The sequence below is a fragment of the Hwanghaeella grinnelliae genome (assembly GCF_004005845.1).
GTDB classification, from domain to species: domain Bacteria; phylum Pseudomonadota; class Alphaproteobacteria; order UBA8366; family Aestuariispiraceae; genus Hwanghaeella; species Hwanghaeella grinnelliae.
The window spans coordinates 748,516-771,555 of sequence record NZ_SADE01000001.1 but is presented as its reverse complement, the minus strand read 5'-3'; the positions used below and the strand labels follow the sequence as shown (position 1 = coordinate 771,555).

21 protein-coding genes are annotated in these 23,040 nt (G+C 60.3%); 8 read left to right on the top strand and 13 right to left on the bottom strand.

The window, feature by feature from the left end; translation table 11 throughout:
* Window positions 1-38: 38 nt before the first annotated feature.
* Window positions 39-593 (bottom strand): tetratricopeptide repeat protein, encoded by a 555-nt coding sequence (locus tag EOI86_RS03425; protein WP_161973670.1) that lies wholly within the window; start codon window positions 591-593, stop codon window positions 39-41.
* 131 nt (window positions 594-724) lie between these two features.
* Here EOI86_RS03425 and EOI86_RS03420 point away from each other — a divergent pair, with 131 nt between their 5' ends.
* Window positions 725-1,723, top strand: coding sequence for a DUF2817 domain-containing protein (locus EOI86_RS03420; protein ID WP_161973669.1), 999 nt, complete (start codon window positions 725-727; stop codon window positions 1,721-1,723).
* Between the two features lie 39 nt (window positions 1,724-1,762).
* Here the strand turns inward: EOI86_RS03420 and EOI86_RS03415 are convergent, their stop codons facing one another.
* The 4 genes from EOI86_RS03415 to EOI86_RS03400 form a co-directional block, all read right to left on the bottom strand.
* Complete coding sequence (locus tag EOI86_RS03415) at window positions 1,763-2,236, bottom strand: PAS domain-containing protein (RefSeq protein WP_127763723.1); 474 nt, start codon at window positions 2,234-2,236, stop codon at window positions 1,763-1,765.
* A gap of 121 nt (window positions 2,237-2,357) precedes the next feature.
* Window positions 2,358-3,662: a glycolate oxidase subunit GlcF gene (glcF, locus tag EOI86_RS03410; protein WP_127763722.1), complete on the bottom strand. Its 1,305-nt coding sequence runs from the start codon at window positions 3,660-3,662 to the stop codon at window positions 2,358-2,360.
* 7 nt (window positions 3,663-3,669) lie between these two features.
* Window positions 3,670-4,908, bottom strand: a complete 1,239-nt coding sequence (gene glcE / locus EOI86_RS03405) for a glycolate oxidase subunit GlcE (protein WP_127763721.1) — start codon at window positions 4,906-4,908, stop codon at window positions 3,670-3,672.
* Window positions 4,909-4,930: 22 nt separating this feature from the next.
* Window positions 4,931-6,418, bottom strand: coding sequence for an FAD-linked oxidase C-terminal domain-containing protein (locus EOI86_RS03400; protein WP_127763720.1), 1,488 nt, complete (start codon window positions 6,416-6,418; stop codon window positions 4,931-4,933).
* A gap of 227 nt (window positions 6,419-6,645) precedes the next feature.
* Here EOI86_RS03400 and EOI86_RS03395 point away from each other — a divergent pair, with 227 nt between their 5' ends.
* Complete coding sequence (locus tag EOI86_RS03395) at window positions 6,646-8,898, top strand: S8 family peptidase (RefSeq protein ID WP_127763719.1); 2,253 nt, start codon at window positions 6,646-6,648, stop codon at window positions 8,896-8,898.
* 4 nt (window positions 8,899-8,902) lie between these two features.
* On the opposite strand, the gene EOI86_RS03390 is transcribed toward EOI86_RS03395, so the two are convergent.
* The 4 genes from EOI86_RS03390 to EOI86_RS03375 form a co-directional block, all read right to left on the bottom strand.
* Window positions 8,903-9,880: a 2-hydroxyacid dehydrogenase gene (locus EOI86_RS03390; RefSeq protein WP_127763718.1), complete on the bottom strand. Its 978-nt coding sequence runs from the start codon at window positions 9,878-9,880 to the stop codon at window positions 8,903-8,905.
* Entirely contained in the window at window positions 9,880-10,641 is a 762-nt protein-coding gene (locus EOI86_RS03385) for an HpcH/HpaI aldolase family protein (protein WP_127763717.1), read from the bottom strand. The genes EOI86_RS03390 and EOI86_RS03385 overlap by 1 nt, the downstream gene beginning before the upstream one ends.
* 132 nt (window positions 10,642-10,773) lie before the next feature.
* Entirely contained in the window at window positions 10,774-11,175 is a 402-nt protein-coding gene (locus EOI86_RS03380; RefSeq protein WP_127763716.1) for a VOC family protein, read from the bottom strand.
* Between the two features lie 182 nt (window positions 11,176-11,357).
* Window positions 11,358-12,692 carry a transporter substrate-binding domain-containing protein gene (locus tag EOI86_RS03375; protein ID WP_161973668.1) on the bottom strand — a complete coding sequence of 445 codons (1,335 nt, stop codon included), beginning with the start codon at window positions 12,690-12,692 and terminating at the stop codon, window positions 11,358-11,360.
* 123 nt (window positions 12,693-12,815) lie between these two features.
* Here EOI86_RS03375 and EOI86_RS03370 point away from each other — a divergent pair, with 123 nt between their 5' ends.
* Both EOI86_RS03370 and EOI86_RS03365 read left to right on the top strand, forming a co-directional pair.
* Window positions 12,816-14,651 (top strand): hypothetical protein, encoded by a 1,836-nt coding sequence (locus tag EOI86_RS03370; protein WP_127763714.1) that lies wholly within the window; start codon window positions 12,816-12,818, stop codon window positions 14,649-14,651.
* A gap of 96 nt (window positions 14,652-14,747) precedes the next feature.
* Window positions 14,748-15,986, top strand: coding sequence for an MFS transporter (locus tag EOI86_RS03365; RefSeq protein WP_127763713.1), 1,239 nt, complete (start codon window positions 14,748-14,750; stop codon window positions 15,984-15,986).
* Here EOI86_RS03365 and dapA read toward each other — a convergent pair.
* Window positions 15,936-16,841 (bottom strand): 4-hydroxy-tetrahydrodipicolinate synthase, encoded by a 906-nt coding sequence (dapA, locus tag EOI86_RS03360; protein WP_161973667.1) that lies wholly within the window; start codon window positions 16,839-16,841, stop codon window positions 15,936-15,938. The genes EOI86_RS03365 and dapA overlap by 51 nt on opposite strands.
* Before the next feature lie 113 nt (window positions 16,842-16,954).
* Between dapA and EOI86_RS03355 the strand changes: the two genes are divergently transcribed.
* From EOI86_RS03355 to EOI86_RS03340, 4 genes are all read left to right on the top strand, one after another.
* On the top strand, window positions 16,955-17,653 hold the full coding sequence (locus EOI86_RS03355) for a hypothetical protein (protein WP_127763711.1): 699 nt from the start codon (window positions 16,955-16,957) through the stop codon (window positions 17,651-17,653).
* 51 nt (window positions 17,654-17,704) lie between these two features.
* The gene (locus EOI86_RS03350) at window positions 17,705-18,154 is read left to right on the top strand and encodes a hypothetical protein (protein WP_127763710.1); all 450 of its coding nucleotides are present in this window, start codon (window positions 17,705-17,707) and stop codon (window positions 18,152-18,154) included.
* A 6-nt stretch (window positions 18,155-18,160) separates the two neighbouring features.
* Entirely contained in the window at window positions 18,161-18,769 is a 609-nt protein-coding gene (locus EOI86_RS03345) for a CDP-alcohol phosphatidyltransferase family protein (protein ID WP_127763709.1), read from the top strand.
* Between the two features lie 178 nt (window positions 18,770-18,947).
* Window positions 18,948-19,823, top strand: coding sequence for a VPLPA-CTERM sorting domain-containing protein (locus tag EOI86_RS03340; protein ID WP_127763708.1), 876 nt, complete (start codon window positions 18,948-18,950; stop codon window positions 19,821-19,823).
* Between the two features lie 120 nt (window positions 19,824-19,943).
* Here the strand turns inward: EOI86_RS03340 and EOI86_RS03335 are convergent, their stop codons facing one another.
* The 3 genes from EOI86_RS03335 to EOI86_RS03325 all read right to left on the bottom strand — a co-directional run bounded on the left by EOI86_RS03335 (window position 19,944) and on the right by EOI86_RS03325 (window position 23,030).
* The gene (locus EOI86_RS03335) at window positions 19,944-20,756 is read right to left on the bottom strand and encodes a hypothetical protein (protein WP_150132793.1); all 813 of its coding nucleotides are present in this window, start codon (window positions 20,754-20,756) and stop codon (window positions 19,944-19,946) included.
* A 212-nt stretch (window positions 20,757-20,968) separates the two neighbouring features.
* A complete protein-coding gene (locus tag EOI86_RS03330; protein WP_205032039.1) occupies window positions 20,969-22,231 on the bottom strand; it encodes a hypothetical protein in 1,263 nt (420 codons plus the stop codon).
* Window positions 22,188-23,030 carry an outer membrane lipoprotein-sorting protein gene (locus tag EOI86_RS03325; protein WP_205032038.1) on the bottom strand — a complete coding sequence of 281 codons (843 nt, stop codon included), beginning with the start codon at window positions 23,028-23,030 and terminating at the stop codon, window positions 22,188-22,190. The genes EOI86_RS03330 and EOI86_RS03325 overlap by 44 nt, the downstream gene beginning before the upstream one ends.
* Between the last annotated feature and the right edge of the window lie 10 nt (window positions 23,031-23,040).

Below are 23,040 nucleotides of genomic sequence, written 5' to 3'. Positions count from 1 at the left end.
ATTAGATCGGGTAGGATTGGGCCGGGCCGTGAAGTTCATTAGATACGCCGGCCTTCCAATGACTTGCGCAATTGTTCCACCCGGGCTCTTGCGTCCGCCAGATAGGGGTTTAGGTCCAGCGCGGCCTCATAGGCTTGCAGGGCCGCTTCCTCATCCTCCAGCGCATCGTTGATCATCCCTAGCCCGGTCAGCGCCCCGAAATGGCGCGGTTCCAGCGCCAGAGTGCGTTTCACATCCTCGATCGACGCATCCAGATCGCCGATCAGGTACAGCACCGTGGCACGCTTGTTCCAGGCTTCCGCGAATTCCGGCTCAAGATCGGTCATGGTCGAGAAATGGTCATAGGCGGTGGCGAAATCGCCCGTTTGCATGGCCCGAACGCCCTGGCGCATCAGGATATTGATGCTGTCCTTGTCGTTGGTCTGCCAGATTGTCCAAATCCGGTTGGACACGACCTGCGCGATTTCAAAGCTCTGGGCCTTTTGCAACTGTTCGAACAGCAGATCGAGCAGGGGATCTTTCTGGTCAGCGCGCGCCGAAGTGCCGGGCAGGCCCGCAATGAATGTCATTGCCAGAAAGGCAAGAACCGCCAAAATTCTCCGAGTCGGTCCTTTTCCCCATACGCTTCCGCGAAGGGAAAGCCGAACCCCCGGATCTTGGAGTCGTCGAACTTTCATGCTTGAAGTATGCGCCCGTTTCGATCCGACCGCAATTGGAGCCCGCGTTGAGCGACCAATCCTCATGTTTTTGTGATGATCCGACAGAAGCCCGTGACAGGTTTCTGGCCGAATGCCTGAAGGCCGGTCTTTCGCCGTTGTCCCTGCCCGCACGGACCGAAATGGCCGGAGGACTGTTTTGCGACGCGGTCAAGCTCGGCGCGCCCAGCGCCCACAGCACCATCGTGCTGTGCAGCGGCGCCGCCGGGTTTTCAGGCATGGTGAATGCAGGCATTTGCGCCGGTTTGTTGAACAATCGCATACAGCGTCACTTGGAACGGCAGGTCGCCATAGTGCTGGTCCACGCGGTCAATCCCCTTGGCCCGATTTGGCCAAAGCCGCCCGCCGCCGCCACCCCGGTCCTGGTCGACGGGGACGCGATATCGAAAGCGGAGGCGAGTTGGACCCGTGAATTGCTATCCGCCGTGGACCGCCGTTTCGGGACGGAGATGGGTGCAACCTTGAATGACGAGGACGGCACGGGTGACGCAAAACCGGCCGGAGCGAAAACACCATCGGCCTGGACCCGCCAAGACTTGAAGAGGATCGCCGGGGAGTTCCTCACCGACACCCAATTCGTCCTGGCCATGGATTTCAGAACGGGCCTCGGCCCCTGGGCCGTGCCGACACTCCGTAACCCCGACCCGCCCGCCAGCGCCGCGCGGGGACGGGCACGCCGTTGGTTCGGCCCGTTGGACGGAGAGGAAACGAAAGCGTCGGATCAACTCGGCGCGGCCGATCAAGCCGGCAGCGGTGGGCTCGCGGGTTATGCGGCGGACGCGGAGACGGTGTCCATGATCGTGGACTTCGGCACCTTTCCCGGCACCGGCCTGGTCAGCACCGTAACCGGGCGCCAACAGACCAACCAAGTCTATCCGGCCCAACGCGATTGGCGGGAAAAAGTTTTTGCCCAGGCGGATGCGATCATCATGCGCGCGATCGAAGCAGCGGAAGAAATGGCGAATGCCGGCCAGCGTCTGAAATCGGCTGAGCAGGACGAATTCTAACCGCCGTCCGATACGCCGGCCATCACGCCGTGCAGGGCGTCAATCCAAGTGAAATTTGAACACCATGACGATGCGCGAAATATCGCCCGCATCGTCGCAGAACGGCAGACACAGCACCGAGTAGTTGATGTGTTCCTGGCCCAATGACCATTCCAGGGGATCGCCGGAATAATACGGTCTTTGTTCTTCCACGCAGCGTATCATGCGCGCCAAACCGCGTTCCGAACCGGGGATCTCACTCACCAGCATGCCGGTGAACTCCCGTTCCGTCAGGCCGGTGATACCGGTCCCGGCGAGCCGGACTTTGAAGTCCTTTTCGGACTCCATCACCTCGAAAACGGCAATCCACCGCAACGCCTCTGTCGGAAGGCTTGTGGGATCGATGGCCGACACATGCGGAACCTTGTTCCCACCGCGCACGGATTCCCAATAGTTCATCGTCTCGATCAAATAATCCGGCACGCCCTCAAAAGAGTCGAACTGAACCAAACTGTGGGGGGCGGCATTCGGCATCGATAAGGTCCCATTTGCGCTACTCACCACCAAGTAGCATGCCTATGGCAGAACCATCAAACGGTGTATTAGGAAATTAGGCAAAAAGTATCAGGATTTTGGCTTACCGCCGCCATTCCGCTTAGCCCAACTCTTTCGGTTTGGGACCGCCGGTCGCCCAATCGAGCAGTTCCACCGTGTGGATAACGGGCACGTCCGCCGCCGAAGCGATTTGTGTTATGCAGCCGATATTGCCCGCGGCGATGATATCGGGCGCGATCTTGCGGATATTGGCAACCTTCCGATCCCGCAGTGTCGTCGCCAAGGCCGGCTGCATGATGTTGTAGGTGCCGGCCGATCCGCAGCAAAGATGGGATTCCGGAATATCGACGACATCGAAACCTGCCTGTTTCAGCAAGGCCTTCGGTTGCTGGGTGATCTTTTGCCCGTGCTGCATGGAGCAGGCCGAATGATACGCCACCCGTCTGCGGGCCTCGTCCGGCAACGCCGCGCCGGTGAGGCCCAGCTCGGCCAGGAATTCCGTCACATCCTTGGTCAGCGCCGAAATCGCGGCGGCGTCTTCGGCCAGGTCCGGGTCATCCCGCAGCATGAAGCCGTAGTCCTTCACCGTCGTCCCGCAGCCGGACGCATTGATAATGACCGCGTCCAGCCCCTCGCGCTGGTGTTCCCCCATCCAGGCCCGGATATTCGCCGCGGCCTGGGCGTGGCTTGCTTCCGCTTTACCCATATGGTGGACCAGCGCGCCGCAGCACCCGGCCCCTTGGGCCACAACGACCTCTACCCCCAAACGGTTGAGCAGACGGACCGTCGCCTCGTTTATCTGCGGTTGCAGCACCGGTTGCGCGCAGCCGTTCAGCATGGCGACCCGCGCTTTTCTTGTTCCCTCGGCCGGGAAGGTCTGCGGCACGTCGACCGGCGACGGCCTGGGCAGGCTTTTCGGCGCCAGTTTCAGCATCGCGCCCAACCGTCCGCCAAACAATCCACCGACGACTGGCGCGAAAGGCCGCGCCAACCAGGCGCCCGCCAAAGCAACCCGGAACAGGCTTGGATTGGGAAGAAGGCCAGCCAGCAGGTTGCGCAGGAACCGGTCCGCAAAGGGGCGCAAATGCGTCTTCTCGATATAGGTGCGCGCATGGTCGACAAGATGCATGTAATGAACGCCCGACGGACAGGTCGTCATGCAGGAAAGGCAGCTTAGGCAGCGGTCGATATGTTTGACGATGCGCGCCGGGGCCGGCTTGTCGTTTTCCAGCATGTCCTTGATTTGGTAGATCCGGCCGCGTGGGGAATCCAATTCGTCCCCCAGCGTCACATAGGTCGGGCAGGTCGCCGTGCAGAAACCGCAATGAACGCAATTGCGCAGGATCTTTTCGGATTCCGCCGTATCGGAATCAGCCAGCTGGGCAAGTGTGAAATTCGTCTGCATGCTATGCTCAAACCCCGTCGTACATGCGGCCCGGATTGAGCACGCCATGCGGATCGAAACCGTTCTTGATTTTTCGCGTCAGTGCGGCCAGTCCAGGCGCCAGCGGCTGAAACACACCCACGTCGGCGCGCAACCGGCCGTCGCCCCGTACAAGCGTCGCATGACCGCCCGATTTGGCGACAATGTCGCGCACGGTTTCCGCCCCGCCTTTACTATCCATATCCCCATTCGACATATCGACAGCCAACCAGATCAGACCGCCACCCCAGTCCATGAAGGCCTCGGCCCCTTTAAGGAATAGCACTTGTCTATAAACCGCCGGACCTTCGGAAGGCGCGACGGAGATCTTCCAAACGACGCGGCTGTCGCCCGCGGCGGCAAAGGGCATCACGTCACGGATATGCGTCCACAATGTTTTGCCACGATGGCTGTGCAATTCCTCCGTCTTCCCCAACACTCCCACTGCTTCACGCAACCGCGCACAGCGGTATTCGACCGAGGGTCCCGGACCTTCCACGCGGATCGCGGCGACGCCACTCTCTTCCGCGGAAACGAGATCGATACCGGCCGACGCCGCCAGAGCCTTGGGCAGCCAGGCCGCGCCGGCGACTTCATAGGGAGAGTTCAATGCATCGGTCAGCGCCCGCACGGCAACTGCCGGGTCGTCGGTATAGAGCAGGATCGTCCGTTCCTTTTCCGCCTTGGGCAGAACCTTTACCGTTACCTGGGACATGACGGCCAAAGTCCCCCAGGACCCCGCCATCAGTTTACACAGGTCATAGCCGGTTACATTCTTCATCACCCGGCCGCCGGACTTGAACATCTCACCCCGGCCCGAAACGCCTTCAAAACCCAGGAAATGATCGCGCGCCGCACCGGACTTGATCCGGCGCGGGCCGCTTAGATTTGTCGCGATCACACCGCCGAGCGTTCCGGCGGCGCTTTCACCCTTGAGCAGGAATCCAAGATCAGGCGGTTCGAAAGCGAGTTGCTGGTTCTTCTCTTCCAGGGCGGCTGTGACCTCCGCCATCGGCGTTCCCGCACCCGCCCGCAGCACCAATTCTTCCGGTTCGTAAAGCGTGATGCCGCCAAGCTTGGAAAGGTCGATCTCATGCTCGGTTTCCATCGGACGGCCGAAGCCGGCCTTCGTACCCGCCCCCTTTACCGAAACGGAGTATTCCTCTGCCACAGCCCAGGCCACGGCATCTTTTAACTGTTCCGCCGTTTCCGGCACGAATTGGGTCATCTCACTCTCCCAACAATACCGGTCAGAAACGGGGAATGTCGGGGAATGGCAGTTTCCCCTTGTGGATATGCATACGGCCCAGCTCGGCGCAACGATGCAGAGTCGGGAAGACCTTGCCCGGGTTTAACAACCCATCCGGATCGAATGCACATTTCAGGCGCATCTGCTGGGCCAGGTCGATCTCGGTGAACATGGCCGGCATCAGGTCCCGCTTCTCCACCCCAACGCCATGTTCGCCGGTCAGCACGCCGCCGACTTCTACGCACAGCTTCAGAATATCGCCGCCGAAATCTTCCGCCTTGCGCAACTCGCCCGGAATGTTCGCATCGTACAGAATGAGGGGATGCAGATTGCCGTCGCCCGCGTGGAAGACGTTGGCGACACGCAAACCGTAATGGTTCGACAATTCGGTCATGCGGCTCAACACCTTCGGCAATTGATGCCGCGGGATGGTGCCGTCCATGCACAGATAGTCCGGCGATATTCGCCCCACCGCCGGGAAGGCCGCCTTGCGCCCGGCCCAGAAGCCCAGCCGTTCCTGCTCGCTTTCCGAAATCTTCAGGGACACGGCGCCGCAGGATTCCGCGATCTCCTTCACCGAGCCGATCAGATGGGTGACTTCCTGGGCAGGTCCGTCCAGCTCCACGATCAGCAGCGCTTCCACATCCAACGGATAGCCCGCATGGACGAAATCCTCCGCCGCGTGGATCGCCGGCTTGTCCATCATCTCCATGCCGCCCGGAATGATCCCGGCGCCGATCACCTTGGCGACGCAATCGCCTGCCTGTTCACTGGACGGGAAACCGATCAGCAAGGCTTGTACGGTTTCGGGCGCGCGCAGCAGCCGAACGGTGACTTCCGTCACCACGCCCAACAGCCCTTCCGACCCGGTCATGATGCCAAGCAGGTCATAGGCTTCCGAATCCAAATGCTTGCCGCCGATGCGGATCACTTCGCCATCGATCATGACGACTTCCAGTCCCAGCAGGTTATTGGTCGTCAGACCGTATTTCAGGCAATGCACGCCGCCGGAATTCTCGGCCACGTTCCCGCCGATGGAGCAGGCGATCTGGCTCGACGGGTCCGGCGCATAATAGAAACCATCCGCCTCAACCGCCTTGGTGATCGCCAGGTTGGTCACGCCCGGCTGGACCCGCGCACAGCGGTTGTCGTAATCGACTTCCAATATCCGGTTGAACTTGCCCAGCCCCAACAGCACACCGTCTTCCAGCGGCAGCGACCCGCCGGACAGGGACGTGCCCGCCCCGCGCGGGACGACCTTGATGCCGTTTTCATGGCAATAGCGGAGAACGGCGGAAACCTGTTCGACCGTTTCCGGCAAAACAACGACTAGGGGGGAGGTCTTATAGGCCGTCAGCCCGTCGCTTTCATATGGCCGACGCTCATCCTCATCGACGATAACGCCTTCGCCGGGCACGATCGCCCGCAGGTCATCGGCGATCCGAAGACGGTTCGAGAGTACCGCATCATCGGGCTTCGGCATTTCCATTTGCGTCGTCCTCCCCGTCCCAACAGTACCGACAGATCAATCGCTTGGGCAAGAAATGACCGATCACGGCCGGTCGCTCTGTGGCGTCGCGGGTAAAATTGGTATTACCAATTCTGTACCACTAAGCAGCCAAAAGGAAAAGACACTTGGCGCACCGCGACACGGACATGCAATTCGTATAATATTACCGCAAACTACCATGCCGAAGTGAACAGGGAGATTTTCACATGCCAACGGAGAGAATTCCCGCCATCCGAGTCTCCCCCAAGGCCCGCGCCGCCGCGCAACGAAAGATCGCCGCGGCCCGAAAGGCGCGCCTGGCCAAACGGCAGACCAAACACGCGGAAACGATCCGACGCCTGCAGCGTCTTCAAGACCTGATTGCCGTAACCTCGAAAGCCGCCGCCAAGGCGCAGAAGAATTTGGGCCCGGAGATCCGCGCCGCCATCAAGAAAACCGCTGCGACGAAGACCCTCGGCAGGGACGGCACTCCCCTGAAAAACAAGGCGCCTATCGCCGCGGTGGATGCCGCCGATCGGCCCTTGCGGTTGATCCTGAAAGCCCGGGACGGCGCGCCGCGCAAAAAACTCCACGCCCTGATCGCGTCGGTGCTGGGCCTGACCAGGGACAAGAAGGCCTTTACCCTCGCGCCCCTGTTTCCAACCGCGCGCAAGAAGAACAAACATCTGGCCTTGTACTGGGTCGCCGAATTCGCCGCCGACAGACGCAGCACGGCGGCGATCCGGTTCCGCATCGCGGATGCCCTGCGACGGACCGGCGCCTTCACCTCGGTACGGCCGGAAGCGCTGCGCATGGGCCTGTTCAGCGGTGGCGGCACAGGTCCCGGTTTTGAGATGGACACGCCGGACAACCGGGATTGGCATTTGACCTCCCCCGATCAAAACAGCCCCCATTGGCACGGCTATCGCGGCGCCATCGATGTCTATGGCGCCTGGGATGCCCTGAATCTGGGGCCGAACGGGGAGAGCGCCGGGGCGGGCTTCAAGATCGGCCATCCGGATACCGGCTTTCGGGAACATCGGGACTATCCGACGAACCGGATCGATCTGGCCAACGCCTATAACGCCTTCAGCGACCGGGTCACCCCCGGCAATGTAGACCCGGTGAGCCAGAACGTCGCGCGTCATGGCGTCTTGCCGCGCGGCTTTCCCTATTACGAAATGCACGGGACCTTCACGGCCTCGGTGATTGTCGCGCCGCGCAATTCCGACGGCACGCGGCCGGTTCGGGAAATCATCGGCGTTGCGCCCGGCGCCACCATGCTGCCTCTGCGTTGTGTGAACACGGTGATCCTGGCCGGCGATGTCGAGATCATCGCGGCGGTCGAACACGCCATCGACAATGATGTGGATGTCATCTCCATCTCCCTGGGCGGCGCACCGAACCCGGCCTTGCGCGACGCCCTCGCCGCGGCGGTCGAACAAGGGATCATCGTGGTCGCGGCGGCAGGTCAATCGCAAGGCGCGCCGATCCCGCAGGCCGTCGCGGCGCCCGCCTGCTACCCTGAGGTCATCGCTGTCGGCGGGTCGATTGGCCCCCTCCCATGGGAAGGCGGGTTCCACGGGCCCGAGGTCGATATCTGCGCGCCGGCCGTCAAGATCCGGCACGCGACATTCGAGGTCGACGGCGACGGGGATGCGGCGACAAGCCAGGGAACCTCATTCGCCACCGCGATCACGGCGGGACTGGCGACCTTATGGCTGCAAGCGCATGGCGGGCGGCAGGCGATAGAACAGGCCGTGCCGGGCGTGCCCGTCCAGCAGGTCTTCCGCCACATGCTGAAACAGACCGCCGTCGACACCACCATCTTTGCCGACGATCCACCGCCCGGTGGATGGAACACATCCCTGTTCGGCGCGGGGCTGGTGAACGCCAAAGCGCTGGTCTCCAATCCCCTTCCCGCCGCCTCGGACGTTCCGCCCATCGACCCCAACGCGCCCTTCAACGTCTATGGCGCGGCCAGCGGCATTGCGATCATCGATGTCGGCGAGCCCTGGTCGCTGGCGGCGGTGGACGGCATGCTGACAACCGTCGCCGCCGGCATGGACTTCGTGGCATCGGCCCCGGCAATGGCCGGCGATATGTGGAACGAATTCGCCGAGGGGTCGATTACCGCCATCAACGGCTTCGTTGCCTCGCTCGGCACCCTGGCCGACCTGTTCGACACCGCCCTTCTGGCCGACATGGCGCAGGACGCCTGGGAAGACGCCATGGCCGCGGCGGGCTCGGTTGCCGGGGAATTGGGTGACATGCTGGAGGATGCCGCCGAAGCCGCCGGCGAGGCCTGGGAGGACGCGGAGGACGCCGTCGACGAAGCCTTGGACGAGGCAGGCGACGCGGTCGACGAGTTCATCGACGAGACGGGATCCTTCATCGAGGACACCGCGGAAACCGCCAGCGAAACCGTCAGCAACGCCGCCGGCGCCGTGGCCGACGCCTTCGGCGGAATCTTCGGTTGAGGCTTCACCGCACCGGATGAACCGGAACCTGTCCCAGCGAGACGTCGACGATCGACCGAAGCGCTGTCCGGGCGATATCCTCGAAACATTCATCGGTCCAGCACAATGCGTGCGGCGTGATGATCGTATTCTCCATGCCAAGCAGCGGGTTGTCCGGCGCAATCGGCTCCTGCTCAGTCACGTCGAGCCCGGCCGCGGCAATCCGGCCGTTTTGCAATGCGTCGATCAATGCGGCCTCGTCATGGATCGGCCCGCGCGCGACATTGATGAAACAGGCCGTCGGCTTCATCCGCGCGAAGGCCTCGGCATTCATCAAATGATGGGTGCTGTCGTTCAGAGGACAGGCCACGACCACGAAGTCGGCTTCGGCCAGCAGAGTGTTCATCGGAGTATGTTCGGCGCCCAGTCCGGCAATGACGCCGGGTTCGACGAACGGATCGGCGACCATGACCTGGCGGAAGAACGGGCGTGCGAGCGGGATCAGTTCCTGTCCGATACCGCCGGCGCCGACCAGCCCAAGCGTTCGGCCCGTCAACCCGATGCCCATATGCTCGACCCGCTCGTTCCAACGTCCCTCGCGCACCAAACGGTCCTTGGTGAAGAGTTTGCCGGACAATGCGAAAACCAAGGTCAGTGCCGCGACCGCAACGGGCCTGCGAATTGCGTGCGGCGTGTTCGTGACCGTGATGCCCTTGGCGGTGCAGGCGGCGACATCCACCGAGTCATAGCCCACCCCGTTCCGGGCGATGATTTTGACGCGGCAATCCCCGCGCCCAACAGAAGCCACCGTTACCCGGGGCACATTGACGTGCAAGCCATCGTAGCGCGCGGCGATGTCCGGCGTGATTTCGGTTACATCTTCGGGAATCCATTCCCATTCGATATCCGGGTTGCGCGCCAATTCATCGAAAGCGGCCGCGTTGAACGCGGGGTCGCCACTGGCGGTGAGAAGATCCCTGGTCGATCCGACACGAAAAACCATCACGCGTCCTCCACGCTTTGCAGGACCGACCGCACGCCCTGGGCCAAAAGCCCCTGATCGGTGCCGACGGCCAGCATGTTGAACCCATATCCCTTGTATTCACGCGCCCAGGCCGCATCGGCCGGCATGAAACCGAGCCCCTTGCCGGCCTTACGGGCCGCCGCGACAACCGCCTGAACCGCATCCAGGAAGATGGGGTTCTGGAAGTCGGCCGGGATGCCGAGGAAGTTCGCTAGGTCGAAATGCCCGACCCAAAGCACGTCGATCCCTACGACCGCCGCGATTTCATCCACATTCGCCAAGCCGCGCTCGGTCTCGATCTGGGCGATCACCGTCACCTCGTCATTCGCGCGCGCCATCTTGTCCTTGGGGTCGCCGCCTGAATAGTCGTCATGGGCGAAGCCGAAGGCCGCGCCGCGCCGGCCGACGGGCGGGTAGCGCGTCGCGTCGGCGATGCGCGCGGCTTCTTCCGCCGACTCGACCATGGGGATCATGACGCCCTGCATGCCGATATCGAGCGCCCGGGCGAGAAAGTGATATTCGCCCCTGGGCACACGCACCATCGGGGTGATCGGCAATCCCCGGCAATACGAAACCTGCTCCTTCAGTGTTTCGAGACCGATGCCCGTATGTTCCATGTCGTAGAGCACGTATTCGCAGCCCGCATTGCTTAGTAGCTGCGGGATGCCCGGACTGAAAAACTCGAAGATCATCGCGCCGAGGACTTGTTCCCCGGCCATTGCGCGGTTCCTGATAGACACGCCTCGTCTCCCCCTGATGCTGCTTTTTCTCTGCTCTGCCGGCAGTTTTCACATTCTGTGGACAGGGTGACACAAGCCGGTCACGGAAGCCAAGCGGTCTGAACAAGGCGGGCCGGAAGCTGGCGATGCTGTCTATTCGCCCTGCCAGATCAATTCCAGACGGATGCCGCCGGGTTCGGCGAACATCATGTGCTTGCGCGGGCCGCCGCCCACCGGTTCGGGCATGAATTCGACGGTGACGCCGGGATGGTCTTTCACACGGTCGGCCAAACGATTCAGGTCCGCTTCCGTCGGCACGCCGAGCGCCAGGTGGTGCAGGCCGATATTGGCCCGGCGGTCGAACGCGGCGACCGGCGCGGCATGATCGACTTGCCAGAGGGTCAGGCGCAGATCGCCGTCGGTCACCGCATTGCGCGGATAGCTTTCGTCGCGCGCCAGTTCCGTCCAGCCCAGAACCTCGACGAAGAAGGCGGTCGTCCGGTCCAGGTCCTCGACCGCCAATCCCAGATGATTGAGCCCTATCGTTTCCGCCATTTGCGCCCCCGTAACACAAAAATAATTTGAACGGCGGGAGTATCATGCGCCTTTGCCTCAGACAATTCGGCTGCGTCTTCCATCGATCTACAGCTATGCGACAATGCGACAATCAACACAGCAAGGACACCACAGACGGAATAGCCACTCGCCGAGTCGTTCGACCTGGTATGAACGGGCGATCACTGGCTTGCCGTGTCCGCGGGCGACGTAGCTACAGATTTCGGCTGCGCCTTGGACGCCGCTTGGGACGCGGGCCACGTGCACCTCTCAACATCAATCGAAGCGCCGACGGGTATCGAGGTTTGAAATTCGATGATTTTCTCCATCGCGACGTCGAAGTCGTAGCCAAACCGGGCTTTCCATTTTTCTACGAACTCGGCGCTCCTGAAACGCTCAGCGAGAAAATGATTGAGGCGGAAAAGGTGTTCGCTGCATTTCGGCAAAACGAGGGCATACGGTTGGATGTGGAGGACATCCGTGCTGACGACGACTCCTTCCTTCAACAGCCTCAATCTCTGTTCCTTTTCCGCTATCGCCTTCTCGACCTCCTCCTTCGACATTGGCTGTTTTTGACCCTCGCGCTCGGCGTCGTCCCGAATGTCCGACCCGGATTTCGCGTCGACACCTGCGGTTTGCGGGTCGGTGGACGGTTGGTTTTTTGCCCCTTCATCCGCCTTTTCCTGCTTCGCCAGCTTGTTTTCCAAGTTCTCAAGGGCCCTCAACGTCCGGGCTATTTCTCTGTTGAGCGCGCTAACGAGGATAGGCCTGTCGGCGACATACAAATCGATATGTTTGTTTGGATCGCCGCTGATCAGGGCGGACACGGCGTCGTCATGAGACGCCTTCTTCTTGAAACGGAATTTACCTGTAGGCGTCTTCAACAACGTGGCAAACCGTTGACGAAGATCGTCCCGACCAACCTTGTCCGTTGGATCGGCCGTCGTCTTCTCACGAAAACCGATCGTGATCGAACCCGGTCCGCTCCCAATCTTCTTCTCGATGCCGGGGGCGACAAGATAGGATGTCGCCGTCAGGAACGTATATAATGAAACGTCGAAATACTTCATTACGTTCAACGTCGCGGTCGTGGCGCCGCACAAGATATCTATCCTGTTTTCCGAAGTTCCCGCCAACTTATCGAACCTGTTCGACGGGTCGACCGGTTCGAACTCGACGTCATAGCCTTCGGTCCGCGCGAAATCGAGGCAAAGTTCGACGGAATAACCATAGTATTGCGAACCGTTCTCTCCTATTCCGTCGCGCTCGCCCTCTGTAGGATTTGCGGCATTCGGATCTGCCGGATCAATCCCCGCAGCGGACCTTTTCCTGTCACTCTCGATATCTTCGTCCCGCTCCCATCTGGCCGAAAAAGGCGCAGCATCAGCGCGGACCCCGATGCGAAGCGTCTTGTTCTGAGCAAACGCCGGCGGCCCCAAAGTCTGCACGATTATGATGACACTGAGAACTACGGCCACAAGTGTAAAACTACGCACATTGAGAGAGTAACAATTCATCACACTTCCCCTGCATGACTTGCATATCGCGGTACTATAATACATATTTCAATCTACGTTCGGTCAAACTGACAAAAACAAATACAACTTTTTGACAGTGAAGTCCTTCGGGGGAGAGGCGATATGTCGTTCCTGGTCACGATATTCCTTTTAGCCGTCGCATTGGTTCTCGTATCGACCGATGGTCTGCAAGCGAACCGCTGGAACGTCCTCAACTTGCGATCCGGGTCGGACAGCGTCTCCCTTTCCTTCATGTCGCTTGTGGTATTCGGTGTTTACATGCACCGGTTCTCTCAGTGGGCCGACGATACACTGAAACCCACAGGCTATCCGCCACGTCCCGTTCAGAATTTCACGACATGGCTGCAGTTTCTTTTCTGGGGGTCGGTGTACGGTCTGATCGGATGTTCGATCATGCTCGTCATCTACAAGTATCCGGCCCTGCTCGACCCGCTGAGGGGGCAGGCATTTGTAGGCTCGTTCGTGGAGCTGCTCATTCCCGAGGGCAGCGAAAATCTCAACCCGCTTGCTCTCGGCGTGGCGGTCGCCCTTGGCTTCCTGACCATACCGAAGTTGGAGCCGGCATTCCGGCGCCGCCTGCAGCAGGCCGCTCTGATCCCCTCCAGAGCGACACATATCGTCAACTCGCTGATCCGGGACTTCAACAGCTTTAGCCCTGACGCGGAAAACCTGAAGAAGTTCGCGAAGGACACTGATACCGATCCGAACATCCCCAAGATCTTCAAAGACGAACTGTCGATCAAGGTCGACGATCACTATCTCGAGGTGTATCCAAGGCTTGAGTATCTCGTCTGGCGCATCAACGAGTTGAAGATGCGGCCGGGTTTCGAGTTAGCCATTTCACCCCACAACGCCGATCTGGATAAACTGGAGCCTGAACTGGAGCGGGTCCGCCGTGAAGTTGTGAGTGCCGCACGAACCACCGCGCTGATCGCCGAGCGATTGGAACTCGACATCGATTCCGTGCACAAGGCCGCATGTGTCGACAGGGAGGGGAAGCGCCCCCTGGCGATCACTGTTCTGGACAATCTTCTGCGAAGCGCCAAGGAAAAGTCGTCCACAGACCAAGTCGTGAGGGCCTTGGTCAGCACAACCGATACGAAACTGCGCATTCTCCGGGCGTCATGCGATGAAATGTTGAACAACATTATCAAGGCATGTGTTCTTGCAGCTTTTACAGCAAACGCGCAATCGCCCGAATCCTGGTTGAAAAGGGTCGGCTTCGACTATAGCGGCGGTGTCGCGGACGGTCCTGACGGCGACACATTGGTTAGAAGTATGTTGACCGCAATCTTAACCGTGATCGCCGTTGTAACCGGTCTCGCCTACGTGGAACAGGTATCAGGTGTCGTGGTTCCGGCAATTCTCGGCGTGTCAATGACAGCCGCGTCCCTGGTAGGTGGCTATTTCATCGGCTCCCTCGCTCTGAACGAACGCAACCGCTCCGCCTTGGAAAAGGAGGATGTCAGGTTTGGCACCTGGTACTTACTCATGATTTTCTGCGGATCTTGGGCCAGCGTCATACTCGCCATATTCGCCTGTTCTGTCGTCCTCGGGACGGGATATGCTCCCGGGTCGGCGCTTTTTCAAAACAGTGTCAAATACGCGCATGTCTCCGCCATCCTCGGTCCGGCAATCGCCTATTCCTGCTTTCGGGTGTCTAGGGGTGATACGCCCCTTCCTTCCTATTACATTCTCCTCCTACCCTTTATCTCTTTTCTATTCATGTTCGTTTCCGTTTGGCTGCATTTCGGTGAGGGGTTCGGTGCAGAGAAAAAAGCGCAGAGCTTTCTCGTCGGGTCGATGTTCACACCTCTAGTTGCCGCTGTGACCCTCAGATACTCCAACTGGCGCGATTTCCTTGGTGCGCTCAAGCAATTGGCTCTGTATCTCAACCCCTTCAACACAAAGTCCGAAGAACCCTCTGTCAGAACCTGAGCGCCGGCGAATACACCATTGGCAACACGGCCCCTTGCATCCCAAGTCCGTCCCGCGCCAAATACCACCTTCTGACCATCTTCCGGGTCCTATTCAGTGAACAATCGCCTTGCCGTCACCTGCCTTGCCTTCGGCCAGACCATCGTCTGGGCCGGCATGTATTATCTGTTCCCCGCCCTGCTGTTGCGTTGGGAGGAAGCGGAAGGCTGGTCCAAGACCACCTTGACCGCGGCCTTTGCTGGCGCGCTGGTGATGTCCGGCCTGTTCGCGCCGATGGCGGGGCGGATCATCGACAAGGGCCGCGGCGCGGAATTGATGGCGGGAACGACCTTGCTGGGCGCGGTGATGCTAAGCCTGCTGCCGATGGCGAACTCACTTTGGGTCTTCGCCGGCCTGTGGCTGGTGATCGGCATCGTCCTGGCCTGCACGCTGTACGAACCCTGTTTCGCCATCATCACCCGCACGCGCGGCGTCAGCGCCCGGCGTGACATCACATTGGTGACCCTGGTGGCGGGCTTCGCGGGCACCGTGTCCTTTCCCATCAACCATGCGGTGGCCGAGGCCTTCGGCTGGCAGGCCGCCGTCCTGACATTCGCCGGTCTGGTCGCCTTTGTCGGCGCGCCGCTGCTATGGCTGGGCGCCCATTTCATGGAACAGGAATACCGTCGACATGTGGGTGACGCGGAAGCGACCCATGCCGGGCATGCCGCGGCCGATAAGTTCCGAACCCTGGGCCAGGTCGTGCGACAGCCGGTCTTCCTGGCGCTTGCGGTCGCCTTCTCGCTGCTGTGGCTGAACCACAGCATGGTGCTGAACCATCTTCTGCCGATCCTGGAAGACAGGGAAATTCACAAGGATGTCGCCGTCTTCGCGGCCAGCATGATCGGCCCGATGCAGGTCGCCGGCCGCTTGGCGATGATGGCGGTGGAAAAGCACGTATCGGCCTTCACCATCACCAGCGCCGGTTTTGCCGGCGTGGTCGGGGCGTCGACCTGCCTCTATTTCTCGGACCATTCGCCGACCTTGCTGGTTCCCTTCGTGATCCTGCACGGCAGTTGCTATGGCATCATGAGCATCATGCGCCCGGTTTCGACGCGGGACATCCTGGGCAGCCGGAATTTCGGCGCGATCAGCGGGGCGCTCGCCCTGCCGGTTCAGATCACCGCCGCGCTGGCGCCCTTCCTGGGATCGGTCCTATGGCAGATCGGCGGATACGACCTGGCCCTGTTGACCGTGCTGAGCTGCGGTCTGGTCGGGCTGATCGGCTTTCGGACCTCCGTTTCGCTAAGCCGCCGCGACCGCGCCCGGCAGAAGAGCGAAGCGCTGCAGGATTGAGCGCAGCACGTCCCTGTTTTCCGGCATCATGGAACACAACGGCGGGCGGAAAACTTCTTCGATCTCCCCGGTCAGGGCCATCATCGTCTTGATCGCCATCGGATTGTTCTCAATAAAGCAGGCCTTCATCATCGGCAAAAGAAGCGCGTGCTTACGGGCCGCCAGCACCCGGTTGCCTTCCAGCGCGGCGGTCACCAATGCCTTGAAGTCCGCCGGGATGATGTTGGACACGGTGCAAATCACCCCATGCCCCCCGAAGGCGATCACCGGATAAGCCACATGGTCGCTGCCGGCCAGAACCGAGAACCCGTCCGGCGCCGTCCCCGCCACCGTCATGAACTGGTCCATGTCGTCGCTAGCTTCCTTCACGCCGACAATATTCTCATGCTCGGCCATGCGGAACAGGGTATCGGGTTCGATATTCACCCCGGTCCGTCCCTTGATGTTGTACACCAGCTGCGGCAGGTCCACCGCGTCGGCAATGGCGCGGTAGTGATTGACCAACGCATGCTGCGGCGGCTTGCTGTAATAGGGGCAGGTAACCAGCAACCCGTCGATCCCGGTTTCCGCCAATGCCTTCGCCTGGGTCACCGCGCGGCGTGTGTCGTTCCCGCCCGCACCCGCCAGAACCGGAACACGTCCGCCGACCATATCGACGACCCGCTCCGACGCTTCCAGATATTCCGACGGTGTAATGGTCGGCGCTTCCCCAGCGGTGCCGAAAATCACCAACCCATCCGCGCCAGCCTGGATCTGCCGGTCGATCAAACGGCGCCACGTGCCGAAATCGATGGTGCCATCCTTGGCGAAAGGGGTGATACAGGCGGTAATCATTCCGTTGAAGGGGCCCGGCATGAGATTTCTCCACGCGATTTGTGTCTTTGCACGAAGAAAACCGCGCCGCCCGGCGCGCGGCAAATTAAGCGCATGATCTGTCATAAATGGATACACTATGTTATAAATATAACATGATTACGATCACCGAAGCTTTGGGCCAGATCCTGCGCGGCAACGCCTTCCTGGAGTTCGGCTTCCGTCACGACCTGTTCAATCTGACCAAGCTGGCGCGGTTCCTGCGCCCGCAGGTCGAGGCGCGCACAGCCAAGGAAACGCAAGAAACCGCCCTGACCATGGCGCTCTCCAGGCTACGCCGCGCGGCACCCGCCGCGCCGTCCAGCGCCGAAGGCCACGACCTGACCCTGGAGAGCGTGACGGTGCATTCGGGCCTGGCGCTGCGCACCTTTTCCCGTAGCCCCGCCTTGCAGGCGCGTTTAGCCAAAATCTATGGCGAGGTCCATGAGAAGAACGGCTTCTGCGATCTATCGCTCGGCATGCGGGAGGTCACGATCATCCTGGACGCCAGACTGCGCGACTGGTTGGACGAAGCGGTGCCGCAAAGGCCGGTTTATCGTAACGACGAGGTCGCGGCCGTCACCGCGCGCTTTCCCGAACGGCATATCAACGCCCCCGGCATCCTCTATGCCCTAATGCAGAGGGTGACCTTGCAGAACATCAACCTGATCGAAATCAGTTCCACCTATACGGAGATCAGCTTTTTCGTGGCGCAGGCGGATGCGCGGCTGCTGTTCGACACTTTCTTCGAAAGTTTCTCGCTGCAAAGTGATCCCGCGAGCACCCGCCGCCCCCTGGCCAGAGGGCGCAAATAACCCTAAACCCGACCATGGGTCTCGGAGTGTAAAGACGATAAGGCGAAGCCTATGAAATCACCGTTGGAAAACAGCGCGCAGGATGCTTTGGCCCTGCTGATCTTAAGGGTGGGTTGCGCCTGGTTCATCTTCGTTTGGGCGGTGAACAAATTTCTGGCGCCGGCCCAGTACCAGCAACTGGCCAAGCATTTCGACCAGATCAGCCTGGATGAATCGACGGTCCTGATCATCGCCGGTGTGCAGGTGGTGATATGCGTCTGCGTGTTTCTCGGATGGGCGCGGCTATATACCTATGCACTTCTGGCGATGATTCACGGCTACACGGTTTATCGCCAATGGCCGAAATATCTCGACCCGTTTGAAATCAACGACCGGGGCTTCCCGATCAACAGGAATGTCAGCATCTCGCTCTGCGCTTTGCTGGCGATGATCGCTCTATGGCTGCTGCGCCATCGGGACCATTGGTCGGTCGATGCCAAACTCCGGGGCAAGAGCCGGTAATCCGCCATGCTGGACGCCGCCATGCGCAAACTGATCGACCCGCCCCTGGGGTCGGCGGCGACCGTCCTGAAGAAGCTGGGCGTCAGCGCGAATGCCATCACCGTTTCCGGCTTCCTGCCGGGTATCGGGGCCGCGATTGCACTGGGATACGGTCAATTCGCACTCGCCCTGACGCTGATTGTCGTGAACCGGATCATGGACGGGCTGGACGGCGCGGTCGCGCGGCAAACGACGACGACCGATCTTGGCGGCTACCTGGATATCGTCGGCGATTTCATTTTCTACGGCGCGGTCCCCTTTGGATTTGCCGTCGCCGCACCGCAGGTGAATGCCCTACCCGCCGCGTTTTTGCTGTTAAGCTTTATCGGCACGGGGTCGAGTTTCCTGGCCTATGCGGTCGTGGCGGAAAAACGCAAAATCACCACCGATATCAGGGGTCGAAAAAGCTTCTATTATTTGGGCGGCCTGACCGAGGGGACGGAGACCATCGTCTTCTTCATCGCCTGCTGCCTGCTGCCACAGCACTTCCCTTTGCTCGCCTGGGTCTTCGGCGGCTTGTGCTGGATCACCACGGTGACGCGGGTCGCTGCGGCTATGATCAGTTTCAAGGGTTAACCCACCAACCAGGCCCCCTCAGACCTGAATAACCCCAAGCAGAAACAGTGTACTGACGTTAAAAAATCGGCCGTTTTGTTTACAAAACAGGGGCTGTTCGTTGACACGCGCCCGGGCGCATCATGCTTTACTGGTACGTGATATATCACTGTAAATAAGTTTTCGTTTGGAGGAAAAGATGAAGGTCAAAATCGCAGCATTGCTGGGCGTGGCGGGCATCGTGCTGGCGTCACCGGGTAATGCGGAAACCGTGAACGCATTCGACGCGACCTTCACGACGGACGACGCGTGGTTCCTGTCCGACGTCCGCGACAACGGTACCGCGGATATCGTCGATCTGACGGGCGAAGGCGGCGCGCTGGAAAACGATCAACCGCTACCCACAGGCGCGGCAAAGCTGACAACCGGCGCAAGCAACACAGACAAAGCGGAAGTTGGCATCACACGGACCGGCGGGTACGGCACGGTCGGCGATTTCCTAACCACCGGCGGCAGTCTCAGCTACAGCTATTTCAAGGACAGCACCGGTGATCTCAATGCCTTTGCGGCGGCAGCGATCAAGATCACGGTCCTGGACACCAATATATCGGAGACCGCCAATCTAGCGGCAAGCGGCCCGAATGATGGGTTTACGACCTTCATTTACGAACCCACCTGGAATCTAGGCACACTCGGCAATTCGGATGCTGTCCCCACCGATCAGTGGATTACCGCCGATATCTCCGGCGATAGCGGCACCTTCTGGCATACAGGCATATACAATGCCGGCAACCTGTTCGGTGACGGCAGCGATGCGTTTACGCTTCAGGACTGGTCCGATTTGTTTGGCGGCGACCTGTTGGACGCTACAATCCTCGGCATTTCCATCGGGGTCGGCACGTCCAATCAGGGGCAGACAGCCTTCTTCGACGATGTCCAATTCACCAGCGGCAGCATCAACCTGGACTACGATTTCGAGAATACGGCCGTTGTTCCCGTGCCGGGCGCGGCGCTGTTCCTGCTGACCGGCCTTGCCGGTTTGGGCGCGGCACGCTTGCGCCGCCGGAACGCTTAGGCGTTACGCTTTCAGTTTACTGGGGAGAGTTGAACCCCGACGACGGAGAGGGCCGCTTTCGAGCGGCCCTTTCTTTTTTGCGACGCCGTCGACCCAGTCGGCCCTACAGCCCCTGACAGATCAGAATTGAACCCGCCATTCCGACTTGATGCCATAGGTCTCGTCCGCGCGTTCACGGTCCGCCACGAATCCATCGACCTGGAACAGATAGCGTTCGGCGAATTTGTGCTGGAAGCGGACACCCGCCCCGATGCCGTTTTGAACAGACGAGTCGTCGTCAGTGGTTTCCACGAAACCCAATTCGCCGACCAGTTGGGTTTTGTCGTCGTTGAACAGCATCTGGTAGCCGACGGCCCCGCCGATGGCGTCTTCAACGCCGTTGCCGAGTGCGGCCGGATAGGTTCCGATACCGGAACTGGCGAACAGCAGACCAACGCGGCCGATTGGGCCGCCATTGGTTTCCCCGCGCGAAGCTGACGAGAAATTGTCGATGCCCCAAAACGCATTCGCATAGACAAGATTGTGCGACCCTAGCGGCGTAAGGGAAACCTCGCCGAACAGCAAGGTACCGTCATCGACGGTGACCTGCCGACGGTCCAGCGCAATGGATTGGTTTACATAGAAGGCGGTATTGAACTCACCGATCCGCTGAATGGCAGAAGCGCCAAGGAAAACGCCATCGGAGTCATCGTCGCCTTCGGAGATGAGGTAGAATGCGTCCAGCGCGACCGTCGACCCCCGGAAATCGCTTTCCGTCACCAGCCCCAGCAAATCGGCATTGCTGTCCAGGCTGTTATCCGACCGGTTCACGTCGCCCCAAGCCCACAGAAACGCGAAGCGGGTATCAACGACATTCGGAAAAATGACCGTATCCCGAACGATGGAAACGGAATCAAGCCGACTTGAAGTTTTCTGCCAAACATCGAAGCACATCAATTACTATTTTTGCGCAAATTTCCATGGGGTAGCAGCACGCGCCCGACAGAGTCTAGCAATAGCCTTGTATTTAGCTAAAATGACCCGGCATTACCATTTTTTCGCTTTCCTAGGGCTGAATAAGGGTCTCCTCATCAGGAAACGACGGCCCGAAGGCCGCCGTCCCCGCCCTACCCCCCACGGGTAACGCGCACGTAAAAATGCAAAGCTTAGAAATATCGGGAAATACGCAACAGAACGTGGCCATCGTCCTGGACAGCGGAAGTCCCACGGTCGGCGTTGAAGAAAAAACGTGCCTCCACCTCGGCAAACCAGCGTTCGGTAATTCGGCGCTCCGCCTCCAACAGGGCCAGAACCTCTCCCTCCCGCTGGTCGACGATCACCCCGGCCAGGAATTCGGTCGCATCCGTGTCGTTCAAGGCCAAGCGCGTGCCAAGGAAGATATCGTTGTCGAAGATCGTCGCCGGCGCATCATCACCGCGGCCATCATAGTGGTATTCCGCGAGCAGGCCGAGGTCCGCCGCGCTATCGGACACCCCGAACAGCGTGTATTCAAAGCCACCGACCGCCGCAGCGAAAGGATCGCCGGCCCCCGACCTGTGTATCGCTTCCAGTTTCCAAAGCCAGGCATCCATGGTCGCCTGTACGTCCAGGCCGACCTGGTCGATGATCTCGTAACGCGGGCGCAGCACGGGCCTGCCATCGCTGCCGATGGACTGAACCAGCTCCGGCTCCCGGCTGGTACCATGGAAGTAACTGAGGCCGAGATCAAAGTCGCCGATCACCTGCTTGTACCGCAGGGCCGCATCCACGTGATGTTCCTCAGCGGCGGATTCATAGATCGGTCTGTCGGTATCCACAGGCAGTGGGCCGCGCAGGCGTGCCTCGTCCCCCGGAAAGGTGCGCTCCCGGAACCCCGGCAGGACGAAGACGCCGAGCGTCCCCCAGTCCCGCAGCAGATTCAGGTTCACCATCGGTTGGCCGAGTTTGTCCTCCTCATCGGAGTTCTCCACCAAATCCGCCTGGTTGATGATGTCGACCAGGTGGCGGCTTTCCGCGACACCCCAGAACACCTTGCCGATGCCGGCGGTGACGTCCCAGTCGTCCCGTTCCACATAAAGCGAGAGTTCCCGTATGTCGCCATGGGTGCGCCCTTCGTGATCCGCCGGGTCATACCGGAAGAAAGGGATAAAGGTCAGCCGCTCCCTGTCCCAAAACAGTCGGAATTCCGGTTCGATCGCAACGGAAAGCTCCAGCTTCCGGTCGTCCTGGTCGGTGAATTGCGGGCTTTCGGGAAAAAACCGCAACTCGGCCGAGGTTGAACCGGCGAACTCCGCCTCCGCCCCGAAAATTTCCAACGGGTCCTGGGCCAAAGCCCTGTTGGTAGAAAAAGCCACCACGGCCAATACGACCGTGGCGACAACACCGTTAGCGCAACCGCGCGAGACGGCTTTGATTGAAATTGGCTTCATTGACGCCTTCGCGGAACTGATAGGGTTGGAAGGTAAGGGTGGTTTCCTTGCCGGTCTGATGGTTCACCATATGCATGCGGTGCGGACGCCAGTACTGGTCCAGGTATTGCTGCCATTCACTGCTCTCCAGGGTCTTCAACAGCGTGTCCTTGCGGTCATAGAAGTCGACCTTGACGATGCGGTATTCCGCGGCGTCGACCCAGGCGATCTGCTTCGAATAGCCCGACCGCTCATACTGCGGAATCCGCTCTATGACGAAACAGTCCATCTCGCCGCACGGTTCGTCCCGCAACCAGGTATATGAATACTTTGCCACTTCGAATGAGGTCAGATCTTCATAGGCGAACTCGCTGCCGACGAAGGGGCCGGATTTGTTGGCGGACGAAATGCGTTTCACCCGTTTCAGGGCCGGCAGGTAGAGCCATTGGTCATCCGGCTCCAGGATCTTGGTGAAACTGAGGAAAGCGGTTCCCTTAATGTCGCGCGGATGATCGAAGATCGTCAGGCTCTTGTCCCCTTCTTCCGAGTCCGGCACCTCCAAGGTTTCCAGCCGCAGCTTGCGGGTGCTGGATTCGCCCGTCCGGTTGGTCAGGATCATCTCCATCTCTGTCTTGCTGTCGCCGAAGCCGAGGTCCCTACGGTCGATCTCCTGCGCGATCTCCAGACCTTTCTGGTCTTCCGCCGGGCCGGCATGGGCCTTGTTGGAAAGGATGGCGAGGCCGACCGCCGCGCCGGTGATAAGCAGTGCCAGGATCAACCCTGACCAGTATCGTGACGTGTTCATGATGTCTGTCCTCATACTCTTCCTG

What these genes read in the sequence shown, in the direction of transcription:
- EOI86_RS03400 (WP_127763720.1), bottom strand. Translation starts at nt 6,418, where the DNA reads ATGGAAATGCCGAAGCCCGATGATGCGGTACTCTCGAACCGTCTTCGG.
- EOI86_RS03370 (WP_127763714.1), top strand. Translation starts at nt 12,816, where the DNA reads ATGTCGTTCCTGGTCACGATATTCCTTTTAGCCGTCGCATTGGTTCTC.
- EOI86_RS03350 (WP_127763710.1), top strand. Translation starts at nt 17,705, where the DNA reads ATGAAATCACCGTTGGAAAACAGCGCGCAGGATGCTTTGGCCCTGCTG.
- EOI86_RS03330 (WP_205032039.1), bottom strand. Translation starts at nt 22,231, where the DNA reads ATGAAGCCAATTTCAATCAAAGCCGTCTCGCGCGGTTGCGCTAACGGT.
- dapA (WP_161973667.1), bottom strand. Translation starts at nt 16,841, where the DNA reads ATGCCGGGCCCCTTCAACGGAATGATTACCGCCTGTATCACCCCTTTC.
- EOI86_RS03335 (WP_150132793.1), bottom strand. Translation starts at nt 20,756, where the DNA reads ATGTGCTTCGATGTTTGGCAGAAAACTTCAAGTCGGCTTGATTCCGTT.
- EOI86_RS03415 (WP_127763723.1), bottom strand. Translation starts at nt 2,236, where the DNA reads ATGCCGAATGCCGCCCCCCACAGTTTGGTTCAGTTCGACTCTTTTGAG.
- EOI86_RS03325 (WP_205032038.1), bottom strand. Translation starts at nt 23,030, where the DNA reads ATGAGGACAGACATCATGAACACGTCACGATACTGGTCAGGGTTGATC.
- EOI86_RS03395 (WP_127763719.1), top strand. Translation starts at nt 6,646, where the DNA reads ATGCCAACGGAGAGAATTCCCGCCATCCGAGTCTCCCCCAAGGCCCGC.
- EOI86_RS03345 (WP_127763709.1), top strand. Translation starts at nt 18,161, where the DNA reads ATGCTGGACGCCGCCATGCGCAAACTGATCGACCCGCCCCTGGGGTCG.
- EOI86_RS03390 (WP_127763718.1), bottom strand. Translation starts at nt 9,880, where the DNA reads ATGGTTTTTCGTGTCGGATCGACCAGGGATCTTCTCACCGCCAGTGGC.
- EOI86_RS03355 (WP_127763711.1), top strand. Translation starts at nt 16,955, where the DNA reads ATGATTACGATCACCGAAGCTTTGGGCCAGATCCTGCGCGGCAACGCC.
- EOI86_RS03340 (WP_127763708.1), top strand. Translation starts at nt 18,948, where the DNA reads ATGAAGGTCAAAATCGCAGCATTGCTGGGCGTGGCGGGCATCGTGCTG.
- glcE (WP_127763721.1), bottom strand. Translation starts at nt 4,908, where the DNA reads ATGACCCAATTCGTGCCGGAAACGGCGGAACAGTTAAAAGATGCCGTG.
- glcF (WP_127763722.1), bottom strand. Translation starts at nt 3,662, where the DNA reads ATGCAGACGAATTTCACACTTGCCCAGCTGGCTGATTCCGATACGGCG.
- EOI86_RS03375 (WP_161973668.1), bottom strand. Translation starts at nt 12,692, where the DNA reads ATGAATTGTTACTCTCTCAATGTGCGTAGTTTTACACTTGTGGCCGTA.
- EOI86_RS03380 (WP_127763716.1), bottom strand. Translation starts at nt 11,175, where the DNA reads ATGGCGGAAACGATAGGGCTCAATCATCTGGGATTGGCGGTCGAGGAC.